25 protein-coding genes and 1 pseudogene are annotated in these 26,396 nt (G+C 46.7%); 9 read left to right on the forward strand and 17 right to left on the reverse strand.

The annotated features are described in order from the left end of the window. Window positions 1-57 precede the first annotated feature (57 nt). On the reverse strand, window positions 58-726 hold the full coding sequence (locus MTO69_RS07660) for a LysE family translocator (protein ID WP_248328029.1): 669 nt from the start codon (window positions 724-726) through the stop codon (window positions 58-60). 144 nt (window positions 727-870) lie between these two features. Between MTO69_RS07660 and MTO69_RS07665 the strand changes: the two genes are divergently transcribed. Next, complete coding sequence (locus MTO69_RS07665) at window positions 871-2,352, forward strand: carboxypeptidase M32 (RefSeq protein WP_248328031.1); 1,482 nt, start codon at window positions 871-873, stop codon at window positions 2,350-2,352. Window positions 2,353-2,399: 47 nt separating this feature from the next. On the opposite strand, the gene MTO69_RS07670 is transcribed toward MTO69_RS07665, so the two are convergent. Both MTO69_RS07670 and MTO69_RS07675 read right to left on the reverse strand, forming a co-directional pair. Further along, entirely contained in the window at window positions 2,400-2,729 is a 330-nt protein-coding gene (locus MTO69_RS07670; RefSeq protein ID WP_248328033.1) for a type II toxin-antitoxin system RelE/ParE family toxin, read from the reverse strand. 3 nt (window positions 2,730-2,732) lie between these two features. Next, window positions 2,733-3,008 (reverse strand): hypothetical protein, encoded by a 276-nt coding sequence (locus MTO69_RS07675; protein WP_248328035.1) that lies wholly within the window; start codon window positions 3,006-3,008, stop codon window positions 2,733-2,735. Between the two features lie 94 nt (window positions 3,009-3,102). Here MTO69_RS07675 and MTO69_RS07680 point away from each other — a divergent pair. After that, a pseudogene (locus tag MTO69_RS07680) lies at window positions 3,103-3,372 on the forward strand (carboxypeptidase M32); the annotation flags it as partial. A 114-nt stretch (window positions 3,373-3,486) separates the two neighbouring features. Here the strand turns inward: MTO69_RS07680 and MTO69_RS07685 are convergent. Continuing rightward, entirely contained in the window at window positions 3,487-4,050 is a 564-nt protein-coding gene (locus MTO69_RS07685; RefSeq protein WP_248328036.1) for a porin family protein, read from the reverse strand. A 98-nt stretch (window positions 4,051-4,148) separates the two neighbouring features. Next, complete coding sequence (locus MTO69_RS07690; protein ID WP_248328038.1) at window positions 4,149-4,523, reverse strand: hypothetical protein; 375 nt, start codon at window positions 4,521-4,523, stop codon at window positions 4,149-4,151. 279 nt (window positions 4,524-4,802) lie between these two features. On the opposite strand from MTO69_RS07690, the gene MTO69_RS07695 reads away from it, so the two are divergent. After that, a complete protein-coding gene (locus tag MTO69_RS07695; protein ID WP_248328040.1) occupies window positions 4,803-5,270 on the forward strand; it encodes a hypothetical protein in 468 nt (155 codons plus the stop codon). A 154-nt stretch (window positions 5,271-5,424) separates the two neighbouring features. Here the strand turns inward: MTO69_RS07695 and MTO69_RS07700 are convergent, their stop codons facing one another. Then, entirely contained in the window at window positions 5,425-6,330 is a 906-nt protein-coding gene (locus MTO69_RS07700) for a sensor domain-containing diguanylate cyclase (protein WP_248328042.1), read from the reverse strand. 225 nt (window positions 6,331-6,555) lie between these two features. Between MTO69_RS07700 and MTO69_RS07705 the strand changes: the two genes are divergently transcribed. Next, on the forward strand, window positions 6,556-7,584 hold the full coding sequence (locus tag MTO69_RS07705) for a metal-dependent hydrolase (protein ID WP_248328044.1): 1,029 nt from the start codon (window positions 6,556-6,558) through the stop codon (window positions 7,582-7,584). A 26-nt stretch (window positions 7,585-7,610) separates the two neighbouring features. On the opposite strand, the gene MTO69_RS07710 is transcribed toward MTO69_RS07705, so the two are convergent. Next, window positions 7,611-8,150, reverse strand: a complete 540-nt coding sequence (locus MTO69_RS07710; protein WP_248328046.1) for an isochorismatase family protein — start codon at window positions 8,148-8,150, stop codon at window positions 7,611-7,613. Window positions 8,151-8,163: 13 nt separating this feature from the next. After that, complete coding sequence (locus MTO69_RS07715; RefSeq protein ID WP_248328048.1) at window positions 8,164-9,066, reverse strand: PhzF family phenazine biosynthesis protein; 903 nt, start codon at window positions 9,064-9,066, stop codon at window positions 8,164-8,166. Between the two features lie 87 nt (window positions 9,067-9,153). Between MTO69_RS07715 and MTO69_RS07720 the strand changes: the two genes are divergently transcribed. Beyond that, complete coding sequence (locus MTO69_RS07720) at window positions 9,154-10,047, forward strand: LysR family transcriptional regulator (RefSeq protein WP_248328050.1); 894 nt, start codon at window positions 9,154-9,156, stop codon at window positions 10,045-10,047. Between the two features lie 742 nt (window positions 10,048-10,789). Here MTO69_RS07720 and MTO69_RS07725 read toward each other — a convergent pair. Then, window positions 10,790-11,998: a YadA C-terminal domain-containing protein gene (locus MTO69_RS07725; protein WP_248328052.1), complete on the reverse strand. Its 1,209-nt coding sequence runs from the start codon at window positions 11,996-11,998 to the stop codon at window positions 10,790-10,792. Window positions 11,999-12,217: 219 nt separating this feature from the next. On the opposite strand from MTO69_RS07725, the gene MTO69_RS07730 reads away from it, so the two are divergent. Further along, window positions 12,218-13,120 (forward strand): LysR family transcriptional regulator, encoded by a 903-nt coding sequence (locus MTO69_RS07730; protein ID WP_248328054.1) that lies wholly within the window; start codon window positions 12,218-12,220, stop codon window positions 13,118-13,120. Window positions 13,121-13,168: 48 nt separating this feature from the next. Here the strand turns inward: MTO69_RS07730 and MTO69_RS07735 are convergent, their stop codons facing one another. Next, window positions 13,169-14,122, reverse strand: a complete 954-nt coding sequence (locus MTO69_RS07735) for a LysR family transcriptional regulator (RefSeq protein WP_248328056.1) — start codon at window positions 14,120-14,122, stop codon at window positions 13,169-13,171. Window positions 14,123-14,225: 103 nt separating this feature from the next. On the opposite strand from MTO69_RS07735, the gene MTO69_RS07740 reads away from it, so the two are divergent. Beyond that, the gene (locus MTO69_RS07740) at window positions 14,226-15,566 is read left to right on the forward strand and encodes an MATE family efflux transporter (protein WP_248328058.1); all 1,341 of its coding nucleotides are present in this window, start codon (window positions 14,226-14,228) and stop codon (window positions 15,564-15,566) included. Window positions 15,567-15,581: 15 nt separating this feature from the next. On the opposite strand, the gene MTO69_RS07745 is transcribed toward MTO69_RS07740, so the two are convergent. From MTO69_RS07745 to MTO69_RS07755, 3 genes are all read right to left on the reverse strand, one after another. Next, a complete protein-coding gene (locus MTO69_RS07745; RefSeq protein WP_248328060.1) occupies window positions 15,582-17,147 on the reverse strand; it encodes a sensor domain-containing diguanylate cyclase in 1,566 nt (521 codons plus the stop codon). A gap of 114 nt (window positions 17,148-17,261) precedes the next feature. Next, the gene (locus MTO69_RS07750; protein ID WP_248328062.1) at window positions 17,262-17,606 is read right to left on the reverse strand and encodes a YajD family HNH nuclease; all 345 of its coding nucleotides are present in this window, start codon (window positions 17,604-17,606) and stop codon (window positions 17,262-17,264) included. A 150-nt stretch (window positions 17,607-17,756) separates the two neighbouring features. Next, window positions 17,757-19,385 carry a methyl-accepting chemotaxis protein gene (locus MTO69_RS07755; protein ID WP_248328064.1) on the reverse strand — a complete coding sequence of 543 codons (1,629 nt, stop codon included), beginning with the start codon at window positions 19,383-19,385 and terminating at the stop codon, window positions 17,757-17,759. A gap of 254 nt (window positions 19,386-19,639) precedes the next feature. Between MTO69_RS07755 and MTO69_RS07760 the strand changes: the two genes are divergently transcribed. Continuing rightward, window positions 19,640-20,128: a hypothetical protein gene (locus MTO69_RS07760; protein ID WP_248328066.1), complete on the forward strand. Its 489-nt coding sequence runs from the start codon at window positions 19,640-19,642 to the stop codon at window positions 20,126-20,128. On the opposite strand, the gene MTO69_RS07765 is transcribed toward MTO69_RS07760, so the two are convergent. Further along, window positions 20,073-21,080 carry a substrate-binding domain-containing protein gene (locus tag MTO69_RS07765; RefSeq protein ID WP_248328068.1) on the reverse strand — a complete coding sequence of 336 codons (1,008 nt, stop codon included), beginning with the start codon at window positions 21,078-21,080 and terminating at the stop codon, window positions 20,073-20,075. The genes MTO69_RS07760 and MTO69_RS07765 overlap by 56 nt on opposite strands. 249 nt (window positions 21,081-21,329) lie before the next feature. On the opposite strand from MTO69_RS07765, the gene MTO69_RS07770 reads away from it, so the two are divergent. After that, a complete protein-coding gene (locus MTO69_RS07770; protein ID WP_248328070.1) occupies window positions 21,330-22,253 on the forward strand; it encodes an aminoimidazole riboside kinase in 924 nt (307 codons plus the stop codon). A 73-nt stretch (window positions 22,254-22,326) separates the two neighbouring features. Here the strand turns inward: MTO69_RS07770 and MTO69_RS07775 are convergent, their stop codons facing one another. The 3 genes from MTO69_RS07775 to MTO69_RS07785 all read right to left on the reverse strand — a co-directional run bounded on the left by MTO69_RS07775 (window position 22,327) and on the right by MTO69_RS07785 (window position 26,383). Beyond that, complete coding sequence (locus MTO69_RS07775; RefSeq protein ID WP_248328072.1) at window positions 22,327-23,583, reverse strand: EAL and HDOD domain-containing protein; 1,257 nt, start codon at window positions 23,581-23,583, stop codon at window positions 22,327-22,329. A gap of 26 nt (window positions 23,584-23,609) precedes the next feature. Beyond that, window positions 23,610-25,241, reverse strand: a complete 1,632-nt coding sequence (locus MTO69_RS07780) for a glycoside hydrolase family 32 protein (protein WP_248328074.1) — start codon at window positions 25,239-25,241, stop codon at window positions 23,610-23,612. Between the two features lie 152 nt (window positions 25,242-25,393). Then, a complete protein-coding gene (locus MTO69_RS07785) occupies window positions 25,394-26,383 on the reverse strand; it encodes a LacI family DNA-binding transcriptional regulator (protein WP_248328076.1) in 990 nt (329 codons plus the stop codon). Window positions 26,384-26,396: the final 13 nt, after the last annotated feature.

The raw sequence follows: 26,396 nt of genomic DNA on the forward strand, positions 1-26,396 counted from the left end.
TCAAAAAAAACAGCGACTTAAGTCGCTGTTTTTATATGTTTAGAGTAAATGTTGCACCTACTCTTCAACCATTAACTTAACGCCTAGGCCAACTAATACTGCGCCAGTGGTGGCTTCCATCCGGCGCATAAACTTGGCGCTCTTGAGAAGGTTTTTCGCTGAATTCAACACCCCAGCCAATCCACATTGCCACACCATAGCGATGACAAAATGAATCGAAGCCATAAGCATCGACTGCCACAGCGCTGAGCCTTCTGGGTTAATGAATTGAGGCAAAAACGCCAAATAAAACACCGCTGTTTTTGGATTTAACACATTAGACAAGAACCCTTCTCGCAAAGAGCGAGAGAGCTTTAATTGGCGATGCTGAGCTCCAACATTGACACTTCCCAGCTGGCCTTGCCACACACTGCGCAGCGTCGTCACACCTAACCAAATCAAGTAGGCCGCACCGACCATTTTTACTGCGTTAAATAGCTGTGCAGACTGAGCAAGAATCGCAGAAATACCGATGGCCGAGAAGCTGGCATGGACAAACAGGCCAAGACATATCCCTAAACTGGTGGTCGCACCATCACTGAACCCGCCTCGCGAGGAGTTGCGCAGCACCAAGGCGGTATCAAGTCCAGGGGTTAAAGTTAAAATGGTAATCGCTATTAAAAATGCTTCAAAGTTCTCTATCACAACTGCCCACTGCCGTTTATTTGTTTTCCTCTTTATTGTCATACTTCTTAAGCAGCGTCAATCCTTCTGGCATTTCACTAGCACGCAAGCCATCAATAACTCAACCCAATAACGCGAGCTAACAACTTGGTCTCAGCCGCTTTGATTGATAGACTCAGCGTTTTATACAGTCACGGAAGGCGGCTTATGAGCGCATTCAATAAACTAAAAGCACACGCACAAAAAGTCTCTCATTTTAATCATTTAGCAGCCATTTGTGGCTGGGACCAAGCAGCAGTCATGCCCGCTGGCGGTAATCAAGCTCGCAGCGAAGCAATGGCAGAGCTTTCGGTTCACATTCATGGGCTGCAAACCCAACCACAACTCGAAGAGTGGTTTGCCGACGCAGAAAATGAATCACTCGACGCCACCGACCGCGCCACCCTGCGCGAGCTAAAACGCCAGTGGCAACAAGCCAATGTGCTGCCTGAATCTCTGGTACAAGCCAAGTCTCTTGCCGGCTCGAAATGTGAACACGCTTGGCGCACTCAACGCGGCAACAACGACTGGCACGGTTTTGAAAAAAACTGGGCTGAAGTGGTCAAGCTCTCTCAGGAAGAAGCGCAAATCCGCGCCGAAGCGAACGGTTTATCGGCCTACGACGCGATGTTAGACATCTACGAGCCCGGCACAAGCTCTGCCTCTCTTGATGCGACGTTTGGTGAAGTCAAAACTTGGATACCTGACTTGATTGATCAAGTGATCGACAAGCAATCCAGCGAGCAGTACTTGGCTCCACAAGGCCAGTTTGCCACCAGCAAGCAAAAAGCCCTCGGCCTAGAGGTGATGCAACTGCTGCAATTCGACTTTGAGCACGGCCGTTTAGATGAAAGCGTGCACCCGTTTTGTGGCGGCGTGCCTACCGATGTGCGTATCACCACACGTTATGATGAAAGCGAGTTCGTTCAGTCTTTAATGGGCATCGTACATGAAACCGGTCATGCTCGTTATGAACAAGGGCTGCCAAAAGCGTTGGCAGGTCTGCCTTCTGGTGAAGCTCGCTCGATGGGGATTCATGAATCACAATCGCTGTTCTTTGAGATGCAAGTTGGCCGCAGTGACGCCTTTATTGGCCACCTTTCGCGCTTGGCGAACAAACACTTTACCGAACATAATCCAGAGCTGTTTTCTCAACACAACTTCCAAAAGCTTTATACGCGGGTTAAGAAAGACTTTATTCGCGTCGACGCCGACGAACTGACCTACCCGGCCCACGTCATTCTGCGCTATGAGATTGAGCGAGATCTGATTAACGGCGATATTAAACACACCGATGTGCCCGAACTGTGGGATCTTAAAATGCAGCAATACCTTGGTCTGTCGACTCAAGGCAACTATAAAAATGGCTGCATGCAAGATATTCACTGGACAGATGGCGCCTTTGGTTACTTCCCAAGTTACACACTCGGCGCAATGTATGCGGCGCAGTTTATGGCTTCAATGAAGCAATCGGTTGATGTGGATAGCGCGATTCAAAGCGGCGACTTATCCCCTATCTTCACTTGGCTGTCAGACAACATCTGGAGCAAAGGTAGCTTGCTGACCACCGATGAATTGGTCAAGGCGGCAACGGGTGAGACGCTCAATGCTAAGTTCTTCCAAGAACATTTAAGAAGTCGCTATCTATAATCGACTGCGAGAACAGTCTAATGGGCTGTTCTCGCATCACTTGTTATTTAATTGAGGTTTCTTAGTATCTGATGGCGGTACAGAGCGCTAATTAAGTCTTGTTTAGTATGTAAAATCAGCATCACATAGGCTTTATTATCAATGACTTCATATAGACACCGATACGAGCTATCTAGCCTTTCCTGAAACTTGATTCCAAAGTCCAGCAACGTAGCGTTATACCTATAACGTTCCGGGTTCTCTGAAATGGCATCATGGTTTCGATTAACGAGTCCATCAGTAAATGCAGCCACCTTTCCTGCGGAATAGTTTTCGCCAGCAAGAGATTCGATTTCCAATAAACAGTTAACAGCCATTTCAGTAAAAATGACTTCCAAGATTTAGCTCCTTGCGGCGCGAAGGCGTTCTAATACTGCTTCTTTAGAATGAACTCTATCTGTAGCAACATCTTGTTTAGCCATCATAGCCAACTTCAATAGGGCATTAGCTTGCCGTTCAGCGTCAATAACTCTTTGTTCCTGCTCTCTTTCGTCCGCAGTTTGAATATACAACTCAGCCGAACCATTTTTTGTAACCACACAGCCGCCTTTAAAGGCTTCAGGAGTACCAAGGCAGTCCTTTGCTGCACGTTGCGACATTGTACGAGTCTTGTTCATAGTGACCTCACTAAAAGTTATACCGAAACACTATGTCAAAATTAGTCCGTGGTCAAATACGGCCTCAATTTGCCCACACACGTTAGTTATCATTATTCACCGGACCGATGTCGCCTTTGGTTGCTTCCCAAGCTACACACTCGGCGCAATGTATGCGGCGCAGTTTATGGCTTCAATGAAGCAATCGGTTGATGTGGATAGCGCGATTCAAAACGGCGACTTATCCCCTATCTTCACTTGGCGGTCAGACAACATCTGGAGCAAAGGTAGCTTGCTGACGACTGATGAATTGGTCAAGGCCGCGACGGGTGAGACGCTCAATGCTGAGCATTTTCAGCATCACCTACGCAATCGCTATTTGTAATTGATGTTGGACTAAGCTCAAGCCTTGCTACGATTGGCGTTGGTCAATATAAGCCAGCCATCGATATTTTTAGTATCGATGGCTGGCTTACTGATAAGTCAAAGCGTGGTTTGTTCAGAAATTATATGACACACCAAGCTGGACTGAATTAAGCGCAATAGTGTGCTCTTTCACTTCTTTGCTGGTGACCTTATCGACATTTAGACTGTCTGCCACACTCATTACTCTTAGTGACATTTGCTCAATTGGACTGTATTCCAAACCGATCCCTAGGTGAAATCCAGCTTCAGAGTCACTCGCTAGAGGCATTTCAGAGCTTGCATTGGTATCAACATAGCTCAAGCCGACTAGAGCAAACGGTCGAAGACCATTGTCAAATGAGTACCCTAAATTTGCTGACGCAGAGAGAGATGTAGGTGAAAAGGCGGTATGTCCATCGGCCGATATATCTCCGTAGTCTGTATATGATGTCTCAATACCAACTACCCGGTTGAACCTATAACCGCCATAAATACTGTACGCTATTCCAGAATGACTTGAATTAGCGGTAATCCCATCTAAATCTTCACTCTGTTTAACGCCATATGCACCACCAATATATGATTGCGATGACGCAGCATAAACTTGCATTGAAAACGCTGCACTAATGACTGCTGTTAAAATTAATTTATATCTCATTCGTAATATTCCCAATTTATTTATGTGGCTAAGAGCTTGATGGAAAGCTTGTTGTGGCTATGTTTGACCCTTGTGCAATCTTGTTCACTCGCTTTGGTTTAAACCAATATTGAAGCGACTTTTTCGAAAGATACCCTTAAATTTGGAAAGCGCTGAGTCCCAAGGGCTATAAAATCTTGTTTCGATAGTTGACCATCCCATAGTAAAAATGCTCGAGCAGTAAACCACTCCATGTCTTCTGAACTATCTAAAGGAATACGCTCATACGATGGATCTTTTGACACTTCATCAGCGACGCGTCTCATCGCATCGGAGAACTCATCTTGTTTCTGCGGATTTTGCAAGTCTGCAACAGCTTGGCTCATGTTCTCGACTCCAACGACACTCGTTAAACTATTTTGCGAAGGCAATGATGAGCATGCTTGCAGCATCACAAACCCACCTAATATCAATAGCTTGAGATATTTTTTCATTTCATTTTCCTCTTAGTTGAAGGCGCTAGCTAATCGTTGAGCTATAAACCACCATGTCAGAACCACAGTTCGCACAGATGTCAGCAAGTCGACAAGCTTTTCTCGTTACAATCTAATTCATTATCAAAATAAAAAACAGCGTTCAATTATCGCTGTTTTTGCAAACACTATTTTCAAAAATATTAATAGCGGCTCATTTTCTACATCGTAAGATGTACCAAGATCGATATTTTCGCGAACAAGCAGAAACTGTTTACAATGACTACGGAGGAGAGTTCTGTGACTAGCAAACACGCATCACTTTTAGTGTTTCTATGCCTAACTTCAAGCCTGGTATACGCGAACAGCTTTACAGTTAGAGCCTCTATTGACCCTTTCACCGATGAACCAAATGCTGTTTTCGTGTTGCACTCTATAAAAAATACAGCGTCTCTTTTTCACTACTGTGCTCATGAAAAAGTACACTCTGTCATCGTAGACCACTCTAAACTTCCATTGGATAAACAAATACACGTTGAGGCGAACATAGATGGAGGAGTTGTCAATCGGCTGGTTGGCTCTGGAGCAGAGGGGGGAAATAGAGCATATTTACTAGATGACGAAGGTTTACTGGCAGACGAGATGATGGACGGAAATTGGATGGTTCTAAGAGTTGATGGCCGCGATAATATGTATGCGCAACACACATTTAGTTTGGTTGGTGTCCGCGCAGCGATTCGAGAAGTTCTCACAACATGCCAGAAGTAGCATTCTAAGCGTGCGCTAACCAAGCTCACATTAAACGTGATCTTAGTCCGCTGCTCTTCTCGGAGCACATGGAGTGACGTCTCTATTCCATTATCTCTGCTTAATAGATGAAGATTCGATCTCGCTTTCGGCTTCAACCACCAAACCACTTAGTTTAACCACAAGTCACCCGATCGCGACCCAATCTCTTGGAGCGGTACATAGCTTCGTCCGCTCTTGAGAGGATACTTTTGATGTCAGTGTCGTCAGGGGTGACTTCTGTCACGCCGATGCTAACCGTGAGTGGGACGCGATACTGTTCGATTTTCAACGGGCTGTCGGCCAGGCTCAATCGTAGCTTTTCTGCCACCAGCCGTGCTGTTTGGGTATCGATATCAAACAAAATTGCAGCAAATTCTTCACCGCCAATCCGTCCAAAACCATCACTATGTTTGAGTTGGCCAAATAGCCGCTGGGCGACCATTCGAATCGCCTCATCGCCAACATTATGCCCCATGGTATCGTTAACCGCTTTAAAGCGATCAATGTCGATCATCAGTACCGAGAAATGACGGCCGCCCTCGCGAAAGTTGTCTAGCGCCGTAATGAGTGACTCTGTGAATACGCGTCGATTTGATATGCCGGTTAAATCATCTTTCTCAGAGAGCTTTTTTAGCCGCTGCTCAAGCAAATGTCTTTCAGTGATATTTTTCGCGGTCCAGACCACTGTACGCTCGCCACTTTGCTGTAAAGGCAGAGGTTTAATCACGCCTTCAAACCAAAGTTCATCGACAATGGCCATCCCCTCTGGCAATTCAATCATATTATCGATATCAAACTTATAGCGCACCACTTGGGTTTGATTGCTATCCAGTGCGGCTTGAATGTAGTGATGGAATTGTTTGGCCATATCAGGTGGGGCGACATCATACAAAGAACGACCAATGAAAGGCTTGCAGTCAAAGCCGGTGGCGCTCTCTTCGCCACCAAACACATCCAAGTAAACCCCAGATTTCGAGAAGACGAACACGTAATCGGGCAGAGCATCGAGAACCGTATAATACCGCTGCTTTAAGTCCATCCCACCACCTCTGACTGAACTTTCATACTGATAAGCATATCGCTTAAATTCAGATTAACATTAGACAGAGGTCAAATAACTCACCTATTCGGACTAATTCTCGTCTCTCAGGGCTGAAATGATCGCACTGTTGCTTTGTAGAGTAAAAACGAATACGGGTTAACAGTGGTCACAGGTACCACCGTGACGTTAAACTGATACTTAAGCCCATCAATATGGAACGATATGGACTCAGTGACTCAAGCCGCACTCGGCGCGACCATCGCAGGTGCGATTGCGGGCAAAAATTGTAATGCCAAAGTACTGTTAACAGGCGCTGCGCTTGGTACGCTGCCCGACTTAGACGTTGTGCTCGATTATGGCGACGCGGTGAGCAACACCATAAAGCATCGAGGCTTTAGTCACTCTCTACTGGTGCTGCCACCCTTTGCACTGCTACTTTCGTGGCTGTACTGCAAGCTTCGCCCCGACCACTACTGGTCTTTTAGACGGGTGTTTGCACTTATCGCTGGGGTATTGATTACCCATCCTTTACTCGATGCAATGACCACTTACGGCACCCAGCTGCTGTGGCCAATTGAAGGGTACTTTGAAGTGAGCAATATCTTCATTATTGATCCGCTTTATACCCTCCCCCTACTGGCCGCTTTGATCGTTGCTTTGCTATCGAGGCACCATGCCGGTCGATGGTGCCAAACCATGGTGCTGATTTCGACCCTCTACTTAGGTTGGGGCTATGGCGCACAACAAGTGGTCGCCAAGCAGGTCGAGAGTAACCTCGCCACTCAAAACCTGCCCAGCCAAAAGATACTGATCACGCCGACACCATTTAATACTGTGTTGTGGCGCGTTGTGGTAATGGGAGATAACCAATATTGGGAAGGCTTGGTGTCGCTGCTTGACCGCGATCCTAACATAGAGTTTGTCAGTCGACCTGTCGGTCACTGGCCTCTTGAGGAAGAGCCCGAAACCTTAGTCGGCCTTAGAGCCTTTTCTCATCAATACCTCGACGTTAAAGAGCAGCAAGGGCAATTGATTGTCTCGGATCTTCGCTTAGGTATGGCCAACAACTTAGCGTTTGAGTTTGTGTTCGCCCGCAAGGATCAACAGGGCGAATGGCAGTTGCTTGAGGCCCCAGAGCGCTACCCGAGCGAGCGTAGTTTTGCCCAGCTAGCCACCTTGTGGCAAAGGTTGAAAGGCGATCAAAGTATCAACGCAAATCTGCAAAAAGTGGCGAGTCCAATCAGCCAATAGTTGCGGTTTTCGCATAAAAGCGTGGTTTACTTGATAAGTCGGAGGATTGGCTTAAACGCGGGATCGCGGCAATCCTCCACCAACTCATACAACGCCATTTCAACACAGGTCGACAATACGCCTAACTGCGCTAGCTTATCCAACGCCCACTGTTTGTGATGGAGTGAGCGTGACGACACACAATCTTGTACCACTTCTACTCGATAGCCCAGTTCACGCAGGCCAAGCGCCGTTTGATACACACAGATATGCGCTTCAACACCACACACCAGCCAGGTCTCAACCTCGATACTTTTAACCGTTTGAACAAATTCAGGCTCAGCACCAGCGTTAAACGCGAACTTTTTAATCGGCGAGTAACCGTCAAGGTGTTGAGTCAATCTTTGGTCCGTATTCCCGAGTTTGTCTGGATTTTGCTCCAACCAAACTATCGGCAGTGACAAGTGCTTAGCTCCCTGAATCAAGTTAGCGCAGTTAGCAATCACCTGCTCACTATCTTCGACTAAGCGTGCCAGCTTGCCCTGAACATCGACAATCACTAACCCTGTTTTGCTGCGCTTGAGCATATCTTCTCCTTAATTACTCCAACAGTTCTACCTGGCGTCGTTCCATCACTTTGCCATAGCCACCAGCCATCAAACCAGTTATTTCGCCGTTCTTAAGGGTCAACTCGACGTTGATAATACTTGGTGAAGCAGGCTGCATGTGCTCACCTTGACGAATATCCAACTTGGATTTTTTTAGCTTGAGCACATCAAACAGGTAACAAGCGAGCGGTCCTGCCGCCATACCTGTTGCAGCCTCTTCCTCGATGGCGAAACGTGGAGCGAACATACGTGTTGTCGCATCAGCATAGGTGATATCTGGAGTAAAGACATAAACCCCCACCAAGTCTAATTGATGACTGATCTGCTCGATTTGGGCAAAATCTGGTTCAATAGAAGCTAAAGCCTCAGCGCTATCCACGGCAACCACGATAAAACTGTTGCCGGTGTTCACTTTTGCCATTGGGGCTTCGGATAGCAAATCATCGCAGGTCAGGTTTAAGGCGCGTAATACATCCTGATCAGATACACCTTGTACCTGCCATTCATTGGCAAACGAGTAGCTTGGGGCAAGTTGTTCCATGTAAGCGGCCCCTTGCTTGACTATGACTTTACGCGGTCCGTCGACCGTCTCCTTACTGGTCTCGCCATCTTCGACTAAGCCTTTCGAAGCAAGATAGGAAAACGCAGCTATCGTCGCGTGGCCGCAATGCGCAATGCGACGATTGGGCGTAAAGAAATCGAGTTTGAACCCTTCACTTAACGATGAAGAAACAAAGGCGGTCTCAGACAACCCGACCTTTGCTGCGATCGATAACATCTGCTGTTCGCTGTATTGATCGGCGTTGAGCACCACCCCTGCCGGGTTACCGCCTTGGTTGTGTGCGACAAACCCATTCACCACGTTGACATCGACAATTAAATGATTATTTTTCATCTCTACTATTCCTTGTTTAGTTGCCACTTGCCAATAATAAAGAGATCAAACTATCATTATCCACTCATATACAAATGAGTTTAATTCATGAATGAGAGCCAACTTAATCGACTCACACAAGCAGCGCCCATGTTGGCTGCGATCGCGCGTGAGCTGAGCTTTACTCGCGCGGCCGAACAACTGGGGATACAGCAATCTGCGGTGAGCCATCGAATACGTACGCTCGAGCAAACACTTGGACTGCGCCTGTTTGAGCGTACGACTCGTGAGTTGCGGTTAACGCCAGCTGGAAAAATCGTGTGTGATGCAGCCCAGCAAGCAGTCGCGATTTGGCCTAAGGCTCTTGAGCAGCTCACACGCTTAGATGCACAAGAGCAAATTCGCCTATCGGTATCTTCTTCATTAGCAATGAAATGGCTGATCCCACAACTTAGCAGTTGTGCACAATTTGGCCTATCGATAGCGCTTAATGTTGAAGATCAGCACAGCGACTTTTCGCTCGGAAACATCGATGCCGCAATCCGGTTTGGTACTGGGCCTTATCCCGGCTTACATACAGTTCATTTGTGTCATAGTCAGATGCAGCCTGTCATCAGCCCACGTCTAATTGAGCAACCTAGCGCCCAGAGCGAAGAGATCTTTAGCCACTTTGCGTTGCTTTCAGATCGACGAGGTGAACGCGACGGAACTCAGTTCTACTGGGGTCACTATTTCGAACAAATAAATTTAGGCACCAAACACTCACCTGAGCAGGTGTTTTTTGACCGCGCCGACCTTATGCTCCAAGCCGCGATTAACGGGTTAGGCATTGGGCTGGGTCGCACCTTGCTGATTGAAGAAGATCTTAAGTCAGGGTTTCTTTCTTGTGTCGGCCCGAAGGTCAAGACAGACGCCAGCTATTGGTTAGTCAGTACACCAGACTTTGCTCAAACCGAACGCCACGCTCAACTGAGGCATTGGTTAAAGTCTTTGCTAAGTTAGCATTGGCGCTATATCTGTAGCCAGAGCTTGAGTCAACTCATCACGAGTTGACCCTTAGCACTTTAAAGCGTTTTCGATGATAGCGAACTAAAACACCACGTCGGCGACACTCCATCCAAACTTGTCGCACAGTCGTTGTAGCTGCGTTCGATCAGCGTGAGTTTGACTCTCCAACCACTGCGCTACAAGGATTCCTTCAATATCACCCTCAACCACGTTTCAACTTTCTACAAGCCCGTTGATGAAGTCTTCATTGCCTCAAATCACATATTGCTTTAGATTATCCCAAAACGGTTTGCATAGGCCAAATAGTAAAAAATCCTGATATTTCTATCTAGGTATACTTAGTTGTTCGCTATCAAATAGTGCAAGTGTTTGACTAACTGCCAAACACACTTGAGTATCTTCTTCTTAAACAATGATTACGTGACAACTTCCCTATTGGTATTCTTCAGCACTAATGACCAAGGCAGCTTTATACCTCCCTTAAAGCAGATAATCTCTCCAATAATTTACGATTTAATCTTTCAGCAGAACCCCCCTTTAACTGCCGTATGCCGTTACTCAATTTTCCCTGTGGAGTTTCTATCAACAGTAACACTGGTTCCTATAAAAATGACCTAACCAAATAGCTAGGCCATTTCTCTCTAAAAGCAAAAAAACAATACCTGACCATTTTCAAAAAGCACTTGGAGACATTCTTGCCAAAGCCACTAATTGCTCTTTTCACTTTGTGGATGATTTAAAAGCTGTAGCCAATGCCTGCACCAGCAACAAAGTCTTTTTGATTATGTTTCCCTTGTGCGTAAGAGCCACTCGCTTTGAGAGACCACTGGTTGTTCTCTCCGAACGATGAAGTTACACCGATAGCAAGTGCATTTGATCCATTGAAGTGGCCCATGGCTGCACCAACTGTTGTTCTGCCCGGTACTAGAGGTAAGTTAGCCATAGCGGCAACGCCTGCGATACCATTCGACATTTTGCCTTCGTTTTCGTTGATGCGTTGCGCTTGTTGGTTGAAGCTCTGCTCAAGGCTATCAATACGTGCGTTATTACTTACGGCATATGCCTCTACATTTTTGTTGAAAATTTCTTGCTGACCAGCAGCTCGTTCAATGGCGCCATTGAATTGTTCTTGTTCAGCAGACGCTTCCACAATAACTCTTTCCGCGGCTTGGTTTTCACTATCAATACGCTTGATCGCATCTTTGTTATTGTCGATGTCTCGACGATTACCTGCACGTTCTTGGTCAGCAACCTTAGAGCCTTTCTCCAACTCATCTACACGGCCTTTAGTGGCATCAATTTCAGTTTTGTTGTTCGTGATATTGCCTTCGTTCCGATTGATACGGTGATTCTGTTCTTTGTTTACTTGATCTTGCGCCGTTTTGTTCTGCTCAATTGCTTTACGGTTGTCTTCAATATTCTGACCATTTTTGTCGATGTCTCGACGATTGCCTGCACGTTCTTGGTCAGCAACCTTTGAGCCTTTCTCCAACTCATCTACACGGCCTTTAGTGGCATCAATTTCAGTTTTGTTGTTCGTGATATTGCCTTCGTTCCGATTGATACGGTGATTCTGTTCTTTGTTTACTTGATCTTGCGCCGTTTTGTTCTGCTCAATTGCTTTACGGTTGTCTTCAATATTCTGACCATTGTTGTCGATGTCTCGACGATTGCCTGCACGCTCTTGGTCAGCAACCTTAGAGCCTTTCTCCAACTCATCTACACGGCCTTTAGTGGCATCAATTTCAGTTTTGTTGTTCGTGATATTACCTTCGTTCCGATTGATACGGTGATTTTGTTCTTTGTTTACTTGATCTTGCTCCGTTTTGTTCAGCTCAACTGGAGTGCGAGTATTTCCATCGGTTCTAGTTTCTAGTCCTGACGCAAATACTGTTCCAGTTGAAAGCATCACTAACAGTGACAAAGCAATAGTTCGTTTTTTCATGTTACTTATCTCAGTGTTGGCCACCTTGGCTCATCAATTTGTTCTTCATGTACAAAGATGAAAAGTAAGAGGCAATTCTGAGTAATCATTCAGCTGGCCTCCGTCGCGACTCGAAAAGTAACTTAGTGTGCATTTCAAAAAAAATTCCAATAAGCGGACTTACTCCGTTTATACTTGTGCCATGACATTGCGATGACAAATCTTTGGCTGGAGAAATAAGTGAACATATCGATTGACCAAGCGACGGCATTTGTTCATTCAGCAGATGAATTGAGTTTTAAACGCGCCGCACAGATACTTAATAAGCATCCGTCCACAGTGGCAGATTTGGTGAAAAATTTAGAGCTCGAACTTGGGTTAGAACTATTTACCAGAAGTGTAAGAAAGCTGGCCTTAACCAAGGCTGGGCACGAGTTATATGACTATACACTTACCTTAGTTGAAGATAAGTACCGCCTAGAAAATAAAGCCAAATCTCTATTGAATAACACTAAAGGGTCGTTAACTATTGCCTGTGACAATAGTATTAAATCTTTACCTCTGGCTCAGGCGATACAACCACTTTATAACAATAAAGAGATTCTCGACTTCAGCATTCTAACTGGTGAACCTATAGATGTTGTGAACTGGGTGATAAACGGACGAGCGGATTTAGCACTTTCTGTCGCAGGCAGCACCAACTCATTCACCAAAACTATCATTCAGAATGTGCTTATTTTTGACATCGTCAATGTTATGTCAATTAATCACAAACAATTCAAAAAAGACATGACTCGCCGGGAACTACATCGTATTACACAAATCAGCTATGCATCGCTTAAAGATAGTGCAGATGAAAAATGGCACAATCTCAGTCGAGAAATAATATTCACAAATGACAGGGATACGCTTCTTCAAATGGTTGAGTTGGGGATGGGATGGGCAAGAATTCCTAGCTTTACTTTCGCCACGTTAGACAACGATTGTATAGCTAAAATATCTATCAATGGATTAGTAGCAGAGCCGTGGACGATTGATAGCATTATTCTGCCGTCACACCAAAACGAAAGTAATATTAATAAGTTTCTCGCCAACCTAAAATCAGAGTACGCGAGGATAATGCAATCGATTGGAGCCAACTAACAGAAATTAAAGGCACCAAGCCTTGCCTTTTACCAGAATGCTAGCGAACTAAAACACCACGTCGGCGACACTCCATCCAAACTTGTCGCACAGTCGTTGTAGCTGCGTTCGATCAGCGTGAGTTTGATTCTCCAACCACTGCTTAATGTCATTGATCATCGGCGTATGACTACGTTGATAGCAGTAGTAGTGCCAATCACTGTGCTGTAAGGCAATCCCTTCAGGGCACTTAAGAAATTGGCGCTCCAGCTCCGGCAACACCAACAATAAGTCAGTCACCGTCACCCCTTGTCCAGACAAGCACGCACTCAACGCGAGATCGAGACTAAAAAACACCGTATCTCGGCCGCGTTTTGGGCCTCTCAAGGCGGTATTGGCCAACCATAACTTCCAGTCTTGATGGTCTAGCGTAGCGTGTAGATGAGGCAAATTGAGCACATCTTGGATTTGAATTCGACTCGCAGACATTAGCTCAGAGTAGACGGGCGCCATATACTCAGCCCGTAAAAAACTGACGCCTGGTTTATTGATATAACGCTCGTGTTTACGTGAGTTAATAATCAGTAGATCGCAATCCTCCTGTTCCAAAATCGGATCTTCCTCTATGGAAGGAATGATCACGATTTCGTGATCGGGATATTTCTCGTTGAGCTGAGCGACTTTGGGCAGCAAAACACGAGTGGCGTAACTCAGCGCACTCTTTATCACAATACGATTCTTAGTCGGCGCTTTCCACTGGCCAATTAATGAGTTTAAGTTATGGTAGTTTTGCCGCAACACATCGAACAGGTCCCGTCCTTGCTCGGTCAGTTCGACGGTGCGGTGTTTGCGCACGAGCAAGGTCACTTGGCACTCTTGCTCCAACTGCTTAATTTGCCGACTTACAGCGCTCTGAGTAACGTTCAACTCATCAGCCGCTTTGGTAAAACTCAGTAGTCGAGCGACCGCTTCAAACACTTTAAGACTGTTGTGTGAATAAGGTAGATTGCTATAGGGCGTCATATCACCTCCCATAACTTGAAGTCATAGCAGATTGGCATAAATGTCATTTGAACGCCAGTGTAATAACCCTTACCTTAGTGTGATAACGATCACGAGGAATAACATGCGCAACATACTAACACTGGCGATTCCACTGATTATTTCGCAAATGATATCAATGGCACTGGTTCTAACCGATGTATGGATGATGTCGAGACTGAGTGTCTCGGCCATTGCAGCGGGTGGATTAGGTGCGTCGGTATACTCTTTCGTCTTTATCGTCGCAGGGAGTACGGTAGGCTGTGTCGCAAACCTCATTGCTATTGCTTATGGTCAGCGTGTGGCTCGGCCAGAATTCGGCAATCAGCAAGTTCGTTTGGCGGTCAAAGGCGCTGTTCTGTTGTCCTTGGTACTGAGCGTAGTTTTAACCCTGAGCTTTGCCTTTGTTCCCCAGCTACTCACGTTAGCCAATCAGCCACCAGAGCTTGCTTCGCAGGCAATGCATTACGTTGATACGTTGAAGTGGGCGATGCTTCCTTCTCTGTTGCTACTGGTTCTGCGCGGTTTAACCAGCGCATTTGGCAATGTCCGATCGATTATGGTTATGTCGTTGCTTACGGTGATCCTTAATGTACCAATCAGCTATTTATTGGCATTCACCTTTGGTTTTGGTTTGGCAGGCTTAGGCGCCGGGACCGCGTTGGCCGCCTTTGTCGTGATGCTCGGCTATGGCGTTTGGGTGTTCAGACGCCCAGAGTATGCTCCCTTCGCCCCTTGGTTAAATCGCCATGAGTATTCGCTGTCACTACTGACACCATTGCTGGCTATGGGTCTGCCTATCGCCCTTGCGGCTCTGTTAGAGCACGGGCTGATTTATGGCGGCACCTTGATGGCAGGAACGATCAGTATCGCCGCGCTAGCGCTGCATCAGATCCTGCTGCAATGCTTGAGCTTTACCTGGAACATTAACTTCGGTTTCTCTCAGGCGGCCGCGATTTTGGTTGGACAAGACTTTGGGGCTGAGAACTATCAAGGGATCAAGCGTACTGCCGTGCGCAGCTTCGCACTCACCACACTTCTCAGTCTATTGTTAGCAGGGGGCTTTATCCTATGGCCGGATTTCATCGCAGGCATGTTTAATCTCGATGGAGAGTTGACTCAGCTACTAACGGCAGTGCTCTGGGTTGTGGCTTTATCCTTTGTGGTTGATGCCTGGCAGCTATTGGCGATTAACCTACTACGCGGGATGAAAATCGTGGTCGGTCCTACCTTGATGACGGCGATTGGCTACTGGATGTTTGGCCTGCCTGCTGCGTGGTGGCTAATGCCTCATTTTGAGCTGGCTGGGATCTGGGGCGGGATCGGAATCGGCCTGGGGGTAACGGGCATACTATTGTTAGTACAACTGTTGTTCGCCATCAACAAACAGCGCAGCCTGAGCATGCTGGAGGTAGCCACAAGTTAACCTTGTGGCTGATTGTTAGCAGTACACTTCTGTGCGATTTCTACCGTTCCGTTTGGCGCGGTAGAGCGCATCATCGGCTTCTTTGATGATTTTTCCTACCGCCACCTCTTGACTCTGCCACTGAGCAATGCCGATTGAAATGGTGATTTGTCCTAAGCCAGCAAAGCTGTGTGACTCAACCGCCAAGCGAATCCGCTCAGCAATTATCCTCGCTCGCTCCACATCCACCCCCGAAAGGAAAACAATGAACTCCTCACCCCCAGAGCGACATGTCATATCTTGTAGCCGCACCTCACGTTTGATGAGCTCCGCCACCTGCTTTAGCAACGCATCACCCTGGGTGTGGCCGTACTGATCGTTGACTTGTTTAAAATGGTCAATATCAAGCGCTAACACGGTAAAAGGCACCTGCCTTTGATAAAACTCATTGATCGCTTGCGTTAACCCTCGCCGATTGGACATCCCTGTCATGGGATCAGTTAAGCTTTCAGAATTGAGCTTTTGTACTGTGCGACTGACGGCGCTAAAAGTATCGGAAAGTCGCGACTTGAGTTGATGCGCCTCAAAGTACCACGGTTGAATCTTGTCTAACGCCTCAGCAGCTTTTGGGGAACGAGAATCATAATGCTGCACGGCATTGGCTAGTTTTGATAGCGGTTTAGAGATATAAGACGCGGCAAACCAGATAAAGATTAGGGTCGCTGCACCTAACGGGGCCGATTTAGCCACTACCTGCCACATCTGTGACTCGAGTTCTTCCAATACACTCTGTTTTGAGGTTTGAGCAACCACGCCCCACCTTGCTTCAGAGACCGGATAGAAGCCCGCAAGCATCGCCACCCCTTTTGAGTTAACAATGTCCATATCGCCACTCTCCCCTGAGGTGACGGCATTGATAGCCAAGTTATTGGTGATCACTTCACCAATACGCTCAGGTAAGGGGTGATAAATAAGCGTTTTGCTGCGATCAACCACATACAAGTAGGAGCCTGACCGATAATTGTGTTTACCCAACAACTCACTAAGAATGCTGTCTTGATTTAGGTAGATACTCCCGCCGACATAGCCAAGATAATCACCCACAGGACTGAACACTGGGTATGTCATATTTATCATGTAATTTCCAACGGGAGACACAAGCGGCTCGGTGATCATGGGCTGCTGCTTAGCGATGGGTGCCGTTGCGCCTTCGCTGGAAAGCGTATGATATTTGAGCTTTGATTGGTTCGATGAAATCGAGAGAATCTGCGCTTGTTCACTGACAAAATAGGTGGAGTTGAACGAGTCACTTTGCTGAAATAAGCGCTCAATTTCTATGTCCACTTGACCCGCCTTGTCGGCAATAGAACTCAAATGGTTGGCGCTGTACTTAAGCTGCAACATCGCATGGCGAAGAAAAGCATCCGCTGTCTCGGCGGTTTTTTGTGCGTAGACCCTGTTCGCTTCTAAGGTGTTACGCATCATCAGGTCGCGTTGCACCTGATACACAGATTGAAATGTATTCGCGATGGTGAACGTCAATGTCACCACACATAACATGAGAATAAGAGTTCTTAGATCAACCCTGATTTTGAATGTCATTAATATCGACTACTTACTTTATTAAAATGCTATTACTTTTCGCTCGAATACAAGCAGCCCCAGAGGTTTGGTAAATCTAAAGCGCTTGGCATTGACTGAATCTCTAGGTGATCATCATTTTTTCATCATATTGGCTAAGTCGGCAAAGGGGTTATAGGTTGCGCTCTGGTGCTCATCTTCACCCGGTTTAACTTCGCTTCCGTAACGTTCGTGCTCTAGATACTTGCTGTGCTCATGATCATGACAGTACAAGCATAATAGCTCCCAATTGCTGCCGTCTTCTGGATTATTGGTATGATCATGATCGATATGATGCACGGTAAGCTCTCGCAAATTGGAATAAACAAACTCACGAGCGCAACGCCCACACACCCAAGGGTAAAGCTTCAGCGCCTTTTCTCGATAATCCGATTCTTTTCGCGCATACGCTTTGCTGGTTCCGTAGTAATCAGAAGACATTGTTATCTCTCATAAAATCAAAGTTAGCAGAGGCTATCATAACCCCTCTCAAGAACAAAGTGACCGTGATGAAAGCTGAGTTATTTCATCTGCGCATTTTAAAGTCGAGTTAACTGCTAGTTCCAATGCAATAGAAGTCTAGCAGCCACACTACAGAACTTTGAATTGCTTGACGTCACTGGCCAGTTTACTGGTGCGTTTGTCCAGTTCTTGGGTGATCTGGTACACCTGCTCAGAAATCTCCTGACTTTTCTTGTTGTTATCGTTGAGTTCAATCAAATTTGAATTGATCTCTTCTGATGTACTGCTCTGCTGCTCAGTCGCTGTCGCAATCTGAGTAGCCATGTCATTGATATGTTGAGTCGATGCCTGAATTGTTTCTAGTATTGATTGAGTCGACGTCGTTAACTCAACATTCATCTGCACTTTATCTGAGCCATCTTTAATCGATGCTACTGCGTTTTTCACCCCTGCTTGAAGCTTATCAATCATGTCTTGGATCTCTTCCGTCGACTTCTGGGTTTTACTTGCCAATGAGCGCACTTCATCGGCGACCACAGCAAAGCCTCGTCCATGCTCCCCCGCCCTCGCGGCCTCAATCGCCGCATTCAGTGCCAGCAGGTTAGTTTGCTCAGCGATATTGCGGATAACATCAAGCACAGATGCGATATTGTCAGAGTCCTCAGCCAAACTGGCGATGGATTGATTGGCGTTTTCAATCGAGTCGGAAAGTGCGTTGATGTGTTGGACCGATTGTAAAATAATGTCTACACCGTTTGTCGTTGTCTCAACCGTGTCCGTCGTCACCTGCGAGGTCGTCGCCGCATTTTCCGCCACATCTCGAATGGAGTGACTAAATTCATGAACAGAGCTAGCGACCATTTCCAAGTTATGACTCTGTTGTTCATTGAGTTTTTGACGATTGGCATAAGTAGATTTCAAGTTTGATGAGTTCTCACCAAGAGAAATCGCACTGTCACTGATCGCTTTTATCAAACCTTGTAGCTGAATGATAAAAGCATCGAACTGATTGGCTAAGTTGCCCAGCTCGTCGGCTCGTTTCGAGTTGATTCTTTGGGTTAAATCGCCATCGCCACTGCTGATTTCCTTGATGCGTTGCACAAGCTCATTGATGCCCTGAACCGTCGCTTTAGGGACAAAATAGGTCACCAAAGCACTTATGAACACAGAAACGACGACCAGTATAAGAAGCCAACGCTCGCTTTGCCGGGTCTCTTGGTCAAGGTCATTCATTTGCGCGACCGCGTGAGTATCTAAAAATTCTCCAGCGATATCGTACAAATCCCTCAGCGCGTCAAATTTTTCACTTACCGGCCCCGACAGCAAAGAAATCGCTTGCTGCTGCTGACCACTGTCGACCAGTGCAAAGAAGGTATCCGATTCAGACTTCCAGCTATTGAAGCGGCTATCGAACGACGATAACTTGCCTTGCACTTCTGAATACTGGCTCATTAACTCCCGGTAGGTATTCATTCTATCAAGCGCTTGTTGTGCATTCTCTTCAAAATCTTCTCTGAGCGCCTTGGCGGGAGAGTCTTGATATTTCAGTTGCGCCACATAGGCCTGATAGAGATCTCTGTCTGCATTAATGATGGCTGATATAGAAGGAAGATAGCGATGGCCATAGTGACCGACAGCATTGTTCAGCTTCACGGCTAACGCATCGAAAGCCAAATAGACAATAAGTAGCAACACGGTTGTAAGGCCGATTGTCAGCGATAATCGAACCCGAATACTTTTGTTGATGACCGATAACATAGGCAACCTTCCTCAAACTGTATCCCTGTAAAGACTATAGTGCATACGTGACCGTTTACACCGTAATCATAAGGATTACTGAGCTTGGGAGTGGATTGATAAAAACTTCAATTAAGAGTAGAAATGAAGCATTATTAGCCCTACTCGTTGAAGCCATGCTTTTCAGCGTTCTACAAACCACTCCGAGTTGAAGCCCAAGTGATAACGCTCTTATACTCTCAGCTCTCGATACCGTTTTAGTGACTATTTGCCCCATGACAGACCTCGACATCGAACTTGAACATATGTTGCTTGAGATAAACGCGCAGCGCTGGCCGCAGCTAGAGCGATTTTTTTTTAGTTATTTCTGCTATCGAGAAGGTTTCGTGACCCACAAAGGCAAACCAGACTGGGAAGCCGCTCGCAGCCGTACTCCTCATTCGGTAGAAGTGACAAGCTCGGGCGACGGAGTGTTAGAGCCCATAGTTCCGCTGCAAGTGGTAATCGGGGAAATCAAACGTTATTGGCGAGATGGGCAGCTAACACCAAGCTCGCTGCAACGCATTCTTGATGGCCTACTCCACTATGCCAACATCTCTAAGCACGAGCTAACAGCGCTCAAGCAAGCTGGCTTAGCCAATGCGATGCCTGCATACTGGTATCAATCGACAGACAAACTTCCATTGACGCGTTTTCAACAGCTAAGTATCAAGTTGAATGGCGACGCCAGTGAATCTTGGCCTTCAGTATTTGAGGCGCAATAGATTGATTCGGCGAACTAAGCAGTTGTGCAGCAGTGTCGTACAAGACCTGTGCGATCAGCGGACAATCTTGCTCGATTGAGTCCACTTTAATTGGCAAACAGTCGAGAATATCGGAGTTATCAAACGTAGCCAAACGAATTGGGCTGGCCAGCAAGTTATGCTCCGTTAAGTACCTCAACACACCCTCAAGCAGAGTGTATGAAGCCGTGAATAGCGCTTTCGGCGGGCGGCCCAACTCATCAATCACAGCCGCCATCATCTGGTAACCAGATTCAGATTGATAATCTTTATTCAATACCAACTGAGGTTGGTAGTGTATTCCAAGTGAATTCAACGCCGCTCGATAACCAGCCAAGCGCTCTTTACTCGGCGATAACTCCAATTGCCCGCCGATATACACGCACTCATCAAGCCCCTCGGCTAAACGGGCAACCACTTGCTGTGTGGCCTGAACGGCATCGGTTTTTACACTGATTAGCTCAGTATCATCAATCACTCGGTCAAACAGTATCACTGGCGTATGTTTCACCACCTGTTGTAAATACTGGTCATCACTGGCAGCACTCGCGACGAAGAGAAAGTCAACCTGTCGTTCAACCAATCCTTCAATGACCTGCTGCTCCATCTGCAGATCATCATCTGAAGAGGCAATCAGCAACTGATACCCTACCCGGCGACAATGGGACTCCAGATGTTTAGCAATGGTGGCAAAGCCCATGTTGGTCAAGTCAGGAATCACTAATCCAACCGTATAGGTCTGCTTCGATTTTAACGCGCGAGCGTAAATGCTGGGCGAGTAATTGTTGGCCTCGGCAATCGCTTGTACCTTTTTTACCGTCTGTTCGTTAATACGATGTTTTTGTGCGTGACCGTTGAGCACAAAACTCACTGTGGACTTAGACACACCGGCTAACTTAGCGATATCCGCCAGCCTCATTTTTTTAGCTGCCATGAACTACCTGTAGAACGTTTGCACGACCAAACTTTACGCCGTGATCATGCCGTTATCTTAATCGTCTCGCGTCAGAATTCTACGCTAGGACACAAAAATAACGCGTGAGTCAGAAAGCAAAAGTTCAAACAAAGTGACAGATCACAGAAACGATCGAATTCCCGCACATTTGCGAGGCTAAAGTGGATAGCTAAAACGTTTTAGCTATATACTTATCTTGTTTAGCTAATCACAGAGATAGGTATTGAAATGAGCAAAGTTTGGGTCACGGGAGATGCCGTCGTCGACTTAATTCCAGAGTCAGAGACCACATATTTAAAATGCCCAGGTGGCGCGCCCGCCAATGTCGCCGTCGCGATTGCACGATTGGGTGGTGAGACTGGATTTTTTGGTCGAGTGGGTGACGATCCCCTAGGGCAGTTTATGCGACAAACTCTCAATAACGAGCAAGTCGATACTCAATATTTACTACTCGACCCTGCGCAGAGAACCTCTACCGTGATCGTCGATCTCGACGACCAGGGTGAGCGCAGTTTTACTTTTATGGTGAAGCCCAGTGCAGACCAATTCTTTAGCGAAGCAGATATTCCCAGCTTTGAGGCAGGACAATGGCTACATGTTTGCTCGATAGCTCTTGCTAACGAACCAAGCCGCAGTGCCACGCTGTCAGCGATGCGCCAAATTAAAGCTGCAGGTGGTTTTGTTAGCTTTGACCCGAACTTACGTGACGAGGTGTGGGCCAATCCAAGTGAGCTAAAACCTGTGGTTCATCAAGCGATTGCCTTAGCTGATGTGGTTAAGTTCTCTGATGATGAACTGACTTTTTTAACCGATTGCGATTCGATTGAACAAGGGCTTGCGGCGATTGAGCAGTATAGCAACACTTTAGTTTTAGTGACTCAAGGGGCGAAAGGTGCCTTAGTGGTTCACAATCACCAACAGCAGTTACTGTCAGGCAAAGCTATCCAGCCGGTAGACACAACAGGCGCAGGCGATGCGTTTGTTGGCGGGTTGCTAGCGAAACTGTCTCAATCAGAGTCTTGGGCAGATATGGCGGTGATTGAGTCGGCGGTACAGTGGGCCAACGCTTGTGGCGCCCTCGCTACGACACAAAAAGGCGCAATGACCGCCCTGCCAACGAGCGAAGATTTGCAGGCTTATCTGTCAAACTAGCGGCAAACGCTAAAAAAACAGCTCAGCATCAAGCTGGGCTGTTTCGTTTTACAAGCAATAGAACTGATGCAACTTATAGGTCGATGGGCAACTCCGCCAGCCAAACTGCGGCTTCAACGTTACACGCAATAACCACTTGCTCGTTTACACCTAGTTCACTGCGTATCTGGTCAATCTCGTCCCATTGTGACGCCTCTATTGATTGACTCAATGACAGCAAAGTCCCCAGAACCCCCTCTCCTTCGAGCAGAGCCCGTTTGATCTCGGCGTCTAATGTCAGTTCACCTAGTGCGGTGTTAATATCCACGTCAAGAATCGCATCAATGAGAGAGAGCAAGCCCACTAGGTAGGCACTTTGCGCCAACTGAGGGTGATTCAAGTAAGACATGATGAGTTGAAACATTCTAGCTCTATGCAGTGACAGCAAGTAGAGCGCACTGGGCTTACCCGGTGCAAACGAAGAAATCACAGCATACGATGCAAATTTCTTTAATTTGTCCTCTCCTAAGTATGCCACAGCCTGTTTTAGCGATTTTATTGTCGCGTTCAATGAACTGCTTGCGTTAACAAAGCTCAGTAGCTGATGGGACAACACCGGATTGCGTGACACTATGATGCTCACTTGATCAAAGTTAACTTTGGGTCCCGACAAGCACTGGGTTAAGCGAACTAGATCGTCAAATGATGTGTTTATTTTCCGATTTTTTATGATCTCAGGCTTAGTGAAGAAATAACCTTGGAACAGTTCAAACCCGAAGTCTTTTGCGCGTTGAAACTCTTGATTGGTTTCGACTTTCTCGGCCAAAAACGCAATTTGGTACTCTTCTAGTTTATCCATCAGCGCACGCGCTTTAAGTAGCGATGTCTGTTGAATATCAACCTTAATAATATCAACCAGCGGGTAGAAGCGATGCCATTCGGCGCTTTCAAGATGATCATCTAAAGCGATAGTATAGCCCGCTTGCTTCAACTCAGTCAGAGCTGCCAACAGTTCATCGCTTGGCGGACAAGTCTCTAACACCTCGACGACAATGTCTTCACTAGGAAAATCTAAAGGAACGCCTTCAATCAGACAGTCGTAGTCAAAGTTCACGAACCCTTTAAACTCTCCCAACACCTTAGATTTGTACCCGAGCAAATGTTCTGCCAGTAGTTTTCTCGTTGCCTGACCACTGCTTACATTGACCGGAAATGCGTTTTTTTCACCGTCACGGTACAAAAGTTCAAATGCAACAATACTACGTTCTTGATCTAAAATGGGTTGGCGCGCAACAAAAGAGTACGCCACCTTATCTTGGTCGACAGACGGATTAAAACTTGCTGTCTGCATTCTTCCCTTTCCCTCTGGTTATCACATTACTGGTAAAGAAATGGTTCACGGGGCTTAGTGATCATTCGTACTTGAGCCAATTTCGACTGACCCACCAATGCGATCCCCGTGGAAGACTGCTCCACAAACACTCTCGAGGTCATCACTGCTTCTCCGCCATTGACAAACACCTCGACTGATGAAGCATCCGCTAATATACGTAGTTGAACACGATCACTGGTCAATTTCAATTCACGCACTTTGTCACCGGTTTGGATCAAGGTTTGCGAGCGATCCAACAGTAAAGTCTGTGAGCCAGCGCTTGCCTCAATAACGAGTCGATGTTTCTCTCCGGCAAACAGCGTCAGTTGCTCCCCCCACTCTAGCTCGACGCTCAGCTCGTAGGCGTTATTGACTAGGGTATACTCAGTCTCATTGAGCTCGATTTCTTGGATAGGTCCGAACAGCTGATCCATCTCACGCGCGGGTTGTTGGTAAAGCTTTCCATCTTGATGGCTCAACTCGCGCATCGAGGTAAGCTGATGAATCCACCCGTTTTCTACCGTCGGCTGCTCAACCTCATCCGGCAGCCCCATCCAAGCACATATCACGCGCCTTCCATCCGGAGTCTGCAACGTCTGAGGGGCATAAAAATCAAAGCCGTGATCGAGATGTTGAAAGCCACTTAAGCGTACACCCCCTTCTTCACTCCAGTTTGCAACGGCAATACCGTTATGATGAGGCACAGTGTGATGAGGCGAGCGAGATTGAATACCTTGTGGCCCAAGGACGACAAAATGTTGGCCATTTAGCTCAAAGGCATCAGGGCATTCCCACATGTAACCAAACTGGCCCAGCTCTTCCCCAAACAAACCAAGAAAATCCCAATGCTTGAGGTCAGCGGAGCGATAAATGGCGAGTCGACCCATTAACTCTGAGGTTTGTGCTCCTAGCAGCATTAGCCAGTGATCTTGATGGCGAACCACCTTAGGATCGCGAATATGGGCGGTGACTCCCGGAGGCAAAGCATCAATCACAGGGCCCAGTTTTTCGAAGTGGATACCATCTGCTGATGTAGCGAGACACTGCATGGTTTGACGCTCACGCTGCGCACCAATTCGCACGTTGCCGGTGTAAAACAGCAGCAGTTCCTCCCCATGGCTCAGTGCATGCCCAGAAAACGCACCATGCGAGTCGAAGTAGTCACTTGGCGTGATCGCAATAGGCTGCCATTCCCAATTGACTAGGTCTTTACTGGTTAGATGCGCCCAATATTTGTCTTTGTGTTGGCAGGCGAACGGGTACCATTGATAGAAAAGATGATACTGACCTTGGTGGTAGATGAAACCGTTCGGATCGTTTAACAGACCGCGCGGCGGCGAAATGTGCCAGTGAGGACGATAAGGGCAACTTGTCGGTTGCTGCACACCCTCGATTTGCGTTTGCTGCTGACGTTCGATACTGCGGCCCAATTGATAGAGTTCATCATCCCCTAACGTTTTCGGACGCATAAAGATTAACTGCCATTCATCAAGAACCAGCTCGGCATCGGCCATAGAATGATAATCCCCGACCAGTTGCCAATCTTTGACGGCAAAGATTAACTTACCCTGAGCGGTTAAGACTCGACGAATGTTGCTCTCGCCGCCGCAGATCGCGATGTAATTCTCTATGGTCATTTCAACTCACCTATTTTCGGGAACGTTTGCAAAATAGCGTAAATGAACTCAAACTACAAGTCTTCACAGTCGAACATCAAACCTAAGGCAAGTAAAACGGTGCAAAAACACCTGGACCGAGCCAGGTGTTTTTTAGTGGGATACGAGAGAAATTAGCAGGTTTCTCGATCAATATTTTGAAAGCTGAGTACGACTTTGCTCATCACAGCTGGTGCACCTTCAATCAAATCAAGTAGCATTTTGGCTGCACTTTCTCCCGCTTTATCAAATGCATAGCTAAAGGTAGACAGGCTGGGAGCACTGATATATCCGAGCTCATCATTACCGACCCCCAACACCTTCACTTGTTGCCCAGCCACAATCTCGGACTCTTTTAGCGCTTTAATCGCACCGACCGCGATACGATCTGTCGCACAAAACACGCCATCCATATTCGGGAAATCTTTAAGTAGCTGGCGCATATTGGTATAGCCAGACTCAATACTAAACTCGCCATGACAATGGAACAGCAACTCACTCGACCCATTCATTGCTAGCGCTTGCCTGAGTCCATCCGAACGCAACTTGTCAACCGCCAAGTCTGAATCACTCACGCCGATAAAACCAATCTGCCGGCAGCCTGCTTGTAACAAACGATTTCCCGCTTCAAACCCAACGCGCAAATCATCGTGTACCACACTTGGAATGTTAAACAGAGAGCCATCTTGTCCAACCAAGATGACAGGACTTTTTGACTGATGAATCGCTTTGACCAACTCGGCATCGATATGGGTGGCATATAACACAATCCCTTCGACCCGTTTCTGGTTAAATAATTGAATATATTCGATTTCTTTTTCGTTAGATTGCTGAGTACTGGCAAGTAAGACTTGTTTACTTGCTTGATCGAAGATGCGACTCAATCCATCAACCCCTTGCGCGGTCGCATTGGATGACACTCGAGGAACGATAACACCAACCAAATTGGTTTTTTGCGATTTCAAGTCCTTGGCCACTTGGTTGACGACGTACCCGACCTCTTCAACCGCTTTCATTACTTTCAGCTTAGTCGACGCTTTAACGCCATATTCATCATTGATAACCCGAGAGACGGTTGACTTGGAGACTCCGGCCAGTTTCGCTACGTCATGCAGACTCGCCATAGTGAAAACTCAT

Origin of the sequence: Vibrio sinaloensis (assembly GCF_023195835.1) — a bacterium.
In the GTDB taxonomy this organism is placed as follows: domain Bacteria; phylum Pseudomonadota; class Gammaproteobacteria; order Enterobacterales; family Vibrionaceae; genus Vibrio; species Vibrio sinaloensis_C.

Coding starts and splice junctions, on each gene's coding strand:
- MTO69_RS07675 (WP_248328035.1), bottom strand. CDS start 3,008: ATGAACAAGACTCGTACAATGTCGCAACGTGCAGCAAAGGACTGCCTT.
- MTO69_RS07765 (WP_248328068.1), bottom strand. CDS start 21,080: ATGGCAGCTAAAAAAATGAGGCTGGCGGATATCGCTAAGTTAGCCGGT.
- MTO69_RS07760 (WP_248328066.1), top strand. CDS start 19,640: ATGACAGACCTCGACATCGAACTTGAACATATGTTGCTTGAGATAAAC.
- MTO69_RS07705 (WP_248328044.1), top strand. CDS start 6,556: ATGGACTCAGTGACTCAAGCCGCACTCGGCGCGACCATCGCAGGTGCG.
- MTO69_RS07715 (WP_248328048.1), bottom strand. CDS start 9,066: ATGAAAAATAATCATTTAATTGTCGATGTCAACGTGGTGAATGGGTTT.
- MTO69_RS07660 (WP_248328029.1), bottom strand. CDS start 726: ATGACAATAAAGAGGAAAACAAATAAACGGCAGTGGGCAGTTGTGATA.
- MTO69_RS07710 (WP_248328046.1), bottom strand. CDS start 8,150: ATGCTCAAGCGCAGCAAAACAGGGTTAGTGATTGTCGATGTTCAGGGC.
- MTO69_RS07785 (WP_248328076.1), bottom strand. CDS start 26,383: ATGGCGAGTCTGCATGACGTAGCGAAACTGGCCGGAGTCTCCAAGTCA.
- MTO69_RS07750 (WP_248328062.1), bottom strand. CDS start 17,606: ATGTCTTCTGATTACTACGGAACCAGCAAAGCGTATGCGCGAAAAGAA.
- MTO69_RS07720 (WP_248328050.1), top strand. CDS start 9,154: ATGAATGAGAGCCAACTTAATCGACTCACACAAGCAGCGCCCATGTTG.
- MTO69_RS07740 (WP_248328058.1), top strand. CDS start 14,226: ATGCGCAACATACTAACACTGGCGATTCCACTGATTATTTCGCAAATG.
- MTO69_RS07775 (WP_248328072.1), bottom strand. CDS start 23,583: ATGCAGACAGCAAGTTTTAATCCGTCTGTCGACCAAGATAAGGTGGCG.
- MTO69_RS07755 (WP_248328064.1), bottom strand. CDS start 19,385: ATGTTATCGGTCATCAACAAAAGTATTCGGGTTCGATTATCGCTGACA.
- MTO69_RS07770 (WP_248328070.1), top strand. CDS start 21,330: ATGAGCAAAGTTTGGGTCACGGGAGATGCCGTCGTCGACTTAATTCCA.
- MTO69_RS07725 (WP_248328052.1), bottom strand. CDS start 11,998: ATGAAAAAACGAACTATTGCTTTGTCACTGTTAGTGATGCTTTCAACT.
- MTO69_RS07700 (WP_248328042.1), bottom strand. CDS start 6,330: ATGGACTTAAAGCAGCGGTATTATACGGTTCTCGATGCTCTGCCCGAT.
- MTO69_RS07735 (WP_248328056.1), bottom strand. CDS start 14,122: ATGACGCCCTATAGCAATCTACCTTATTCACACAACAGTCTTAAAGTG.
- MTO69_RS07685 (WP_248328036.1), bottom strand. CDS start 4,050: ATGAGATATAAATTAATTTTAACAGCAGTCATTAGTGCAGCGTTTTCA.
- MTO69_RS07780 (WP_248328074.1), bottom strand. CDS start 25,241: ATGACCATAGAGAATTACATCGCGATCTGCGGCGGCGAGAGCAACATT.
- MTO69_RS07690 (WP_248328038.1), bottom strand. CDS start 4,523: ATGAAAAAATATCTCAAGCTATTGATATTAGGTGGGTTTGTGATGCTG.
- MTO69_RS07665 (WP_248328031.1), top strand. CDS start 871: ATGAGCGCATTCAATAAACTAAAAGCACACGCACAAAAAGTCTCTCAT.
- MTO69_RS07745 (WP_248328060.1), bottom strand. CDS start 17,147: ATGACATTCAAAATCAGGGTTGATCTAAGAACTCTTATTCTCATGTTA.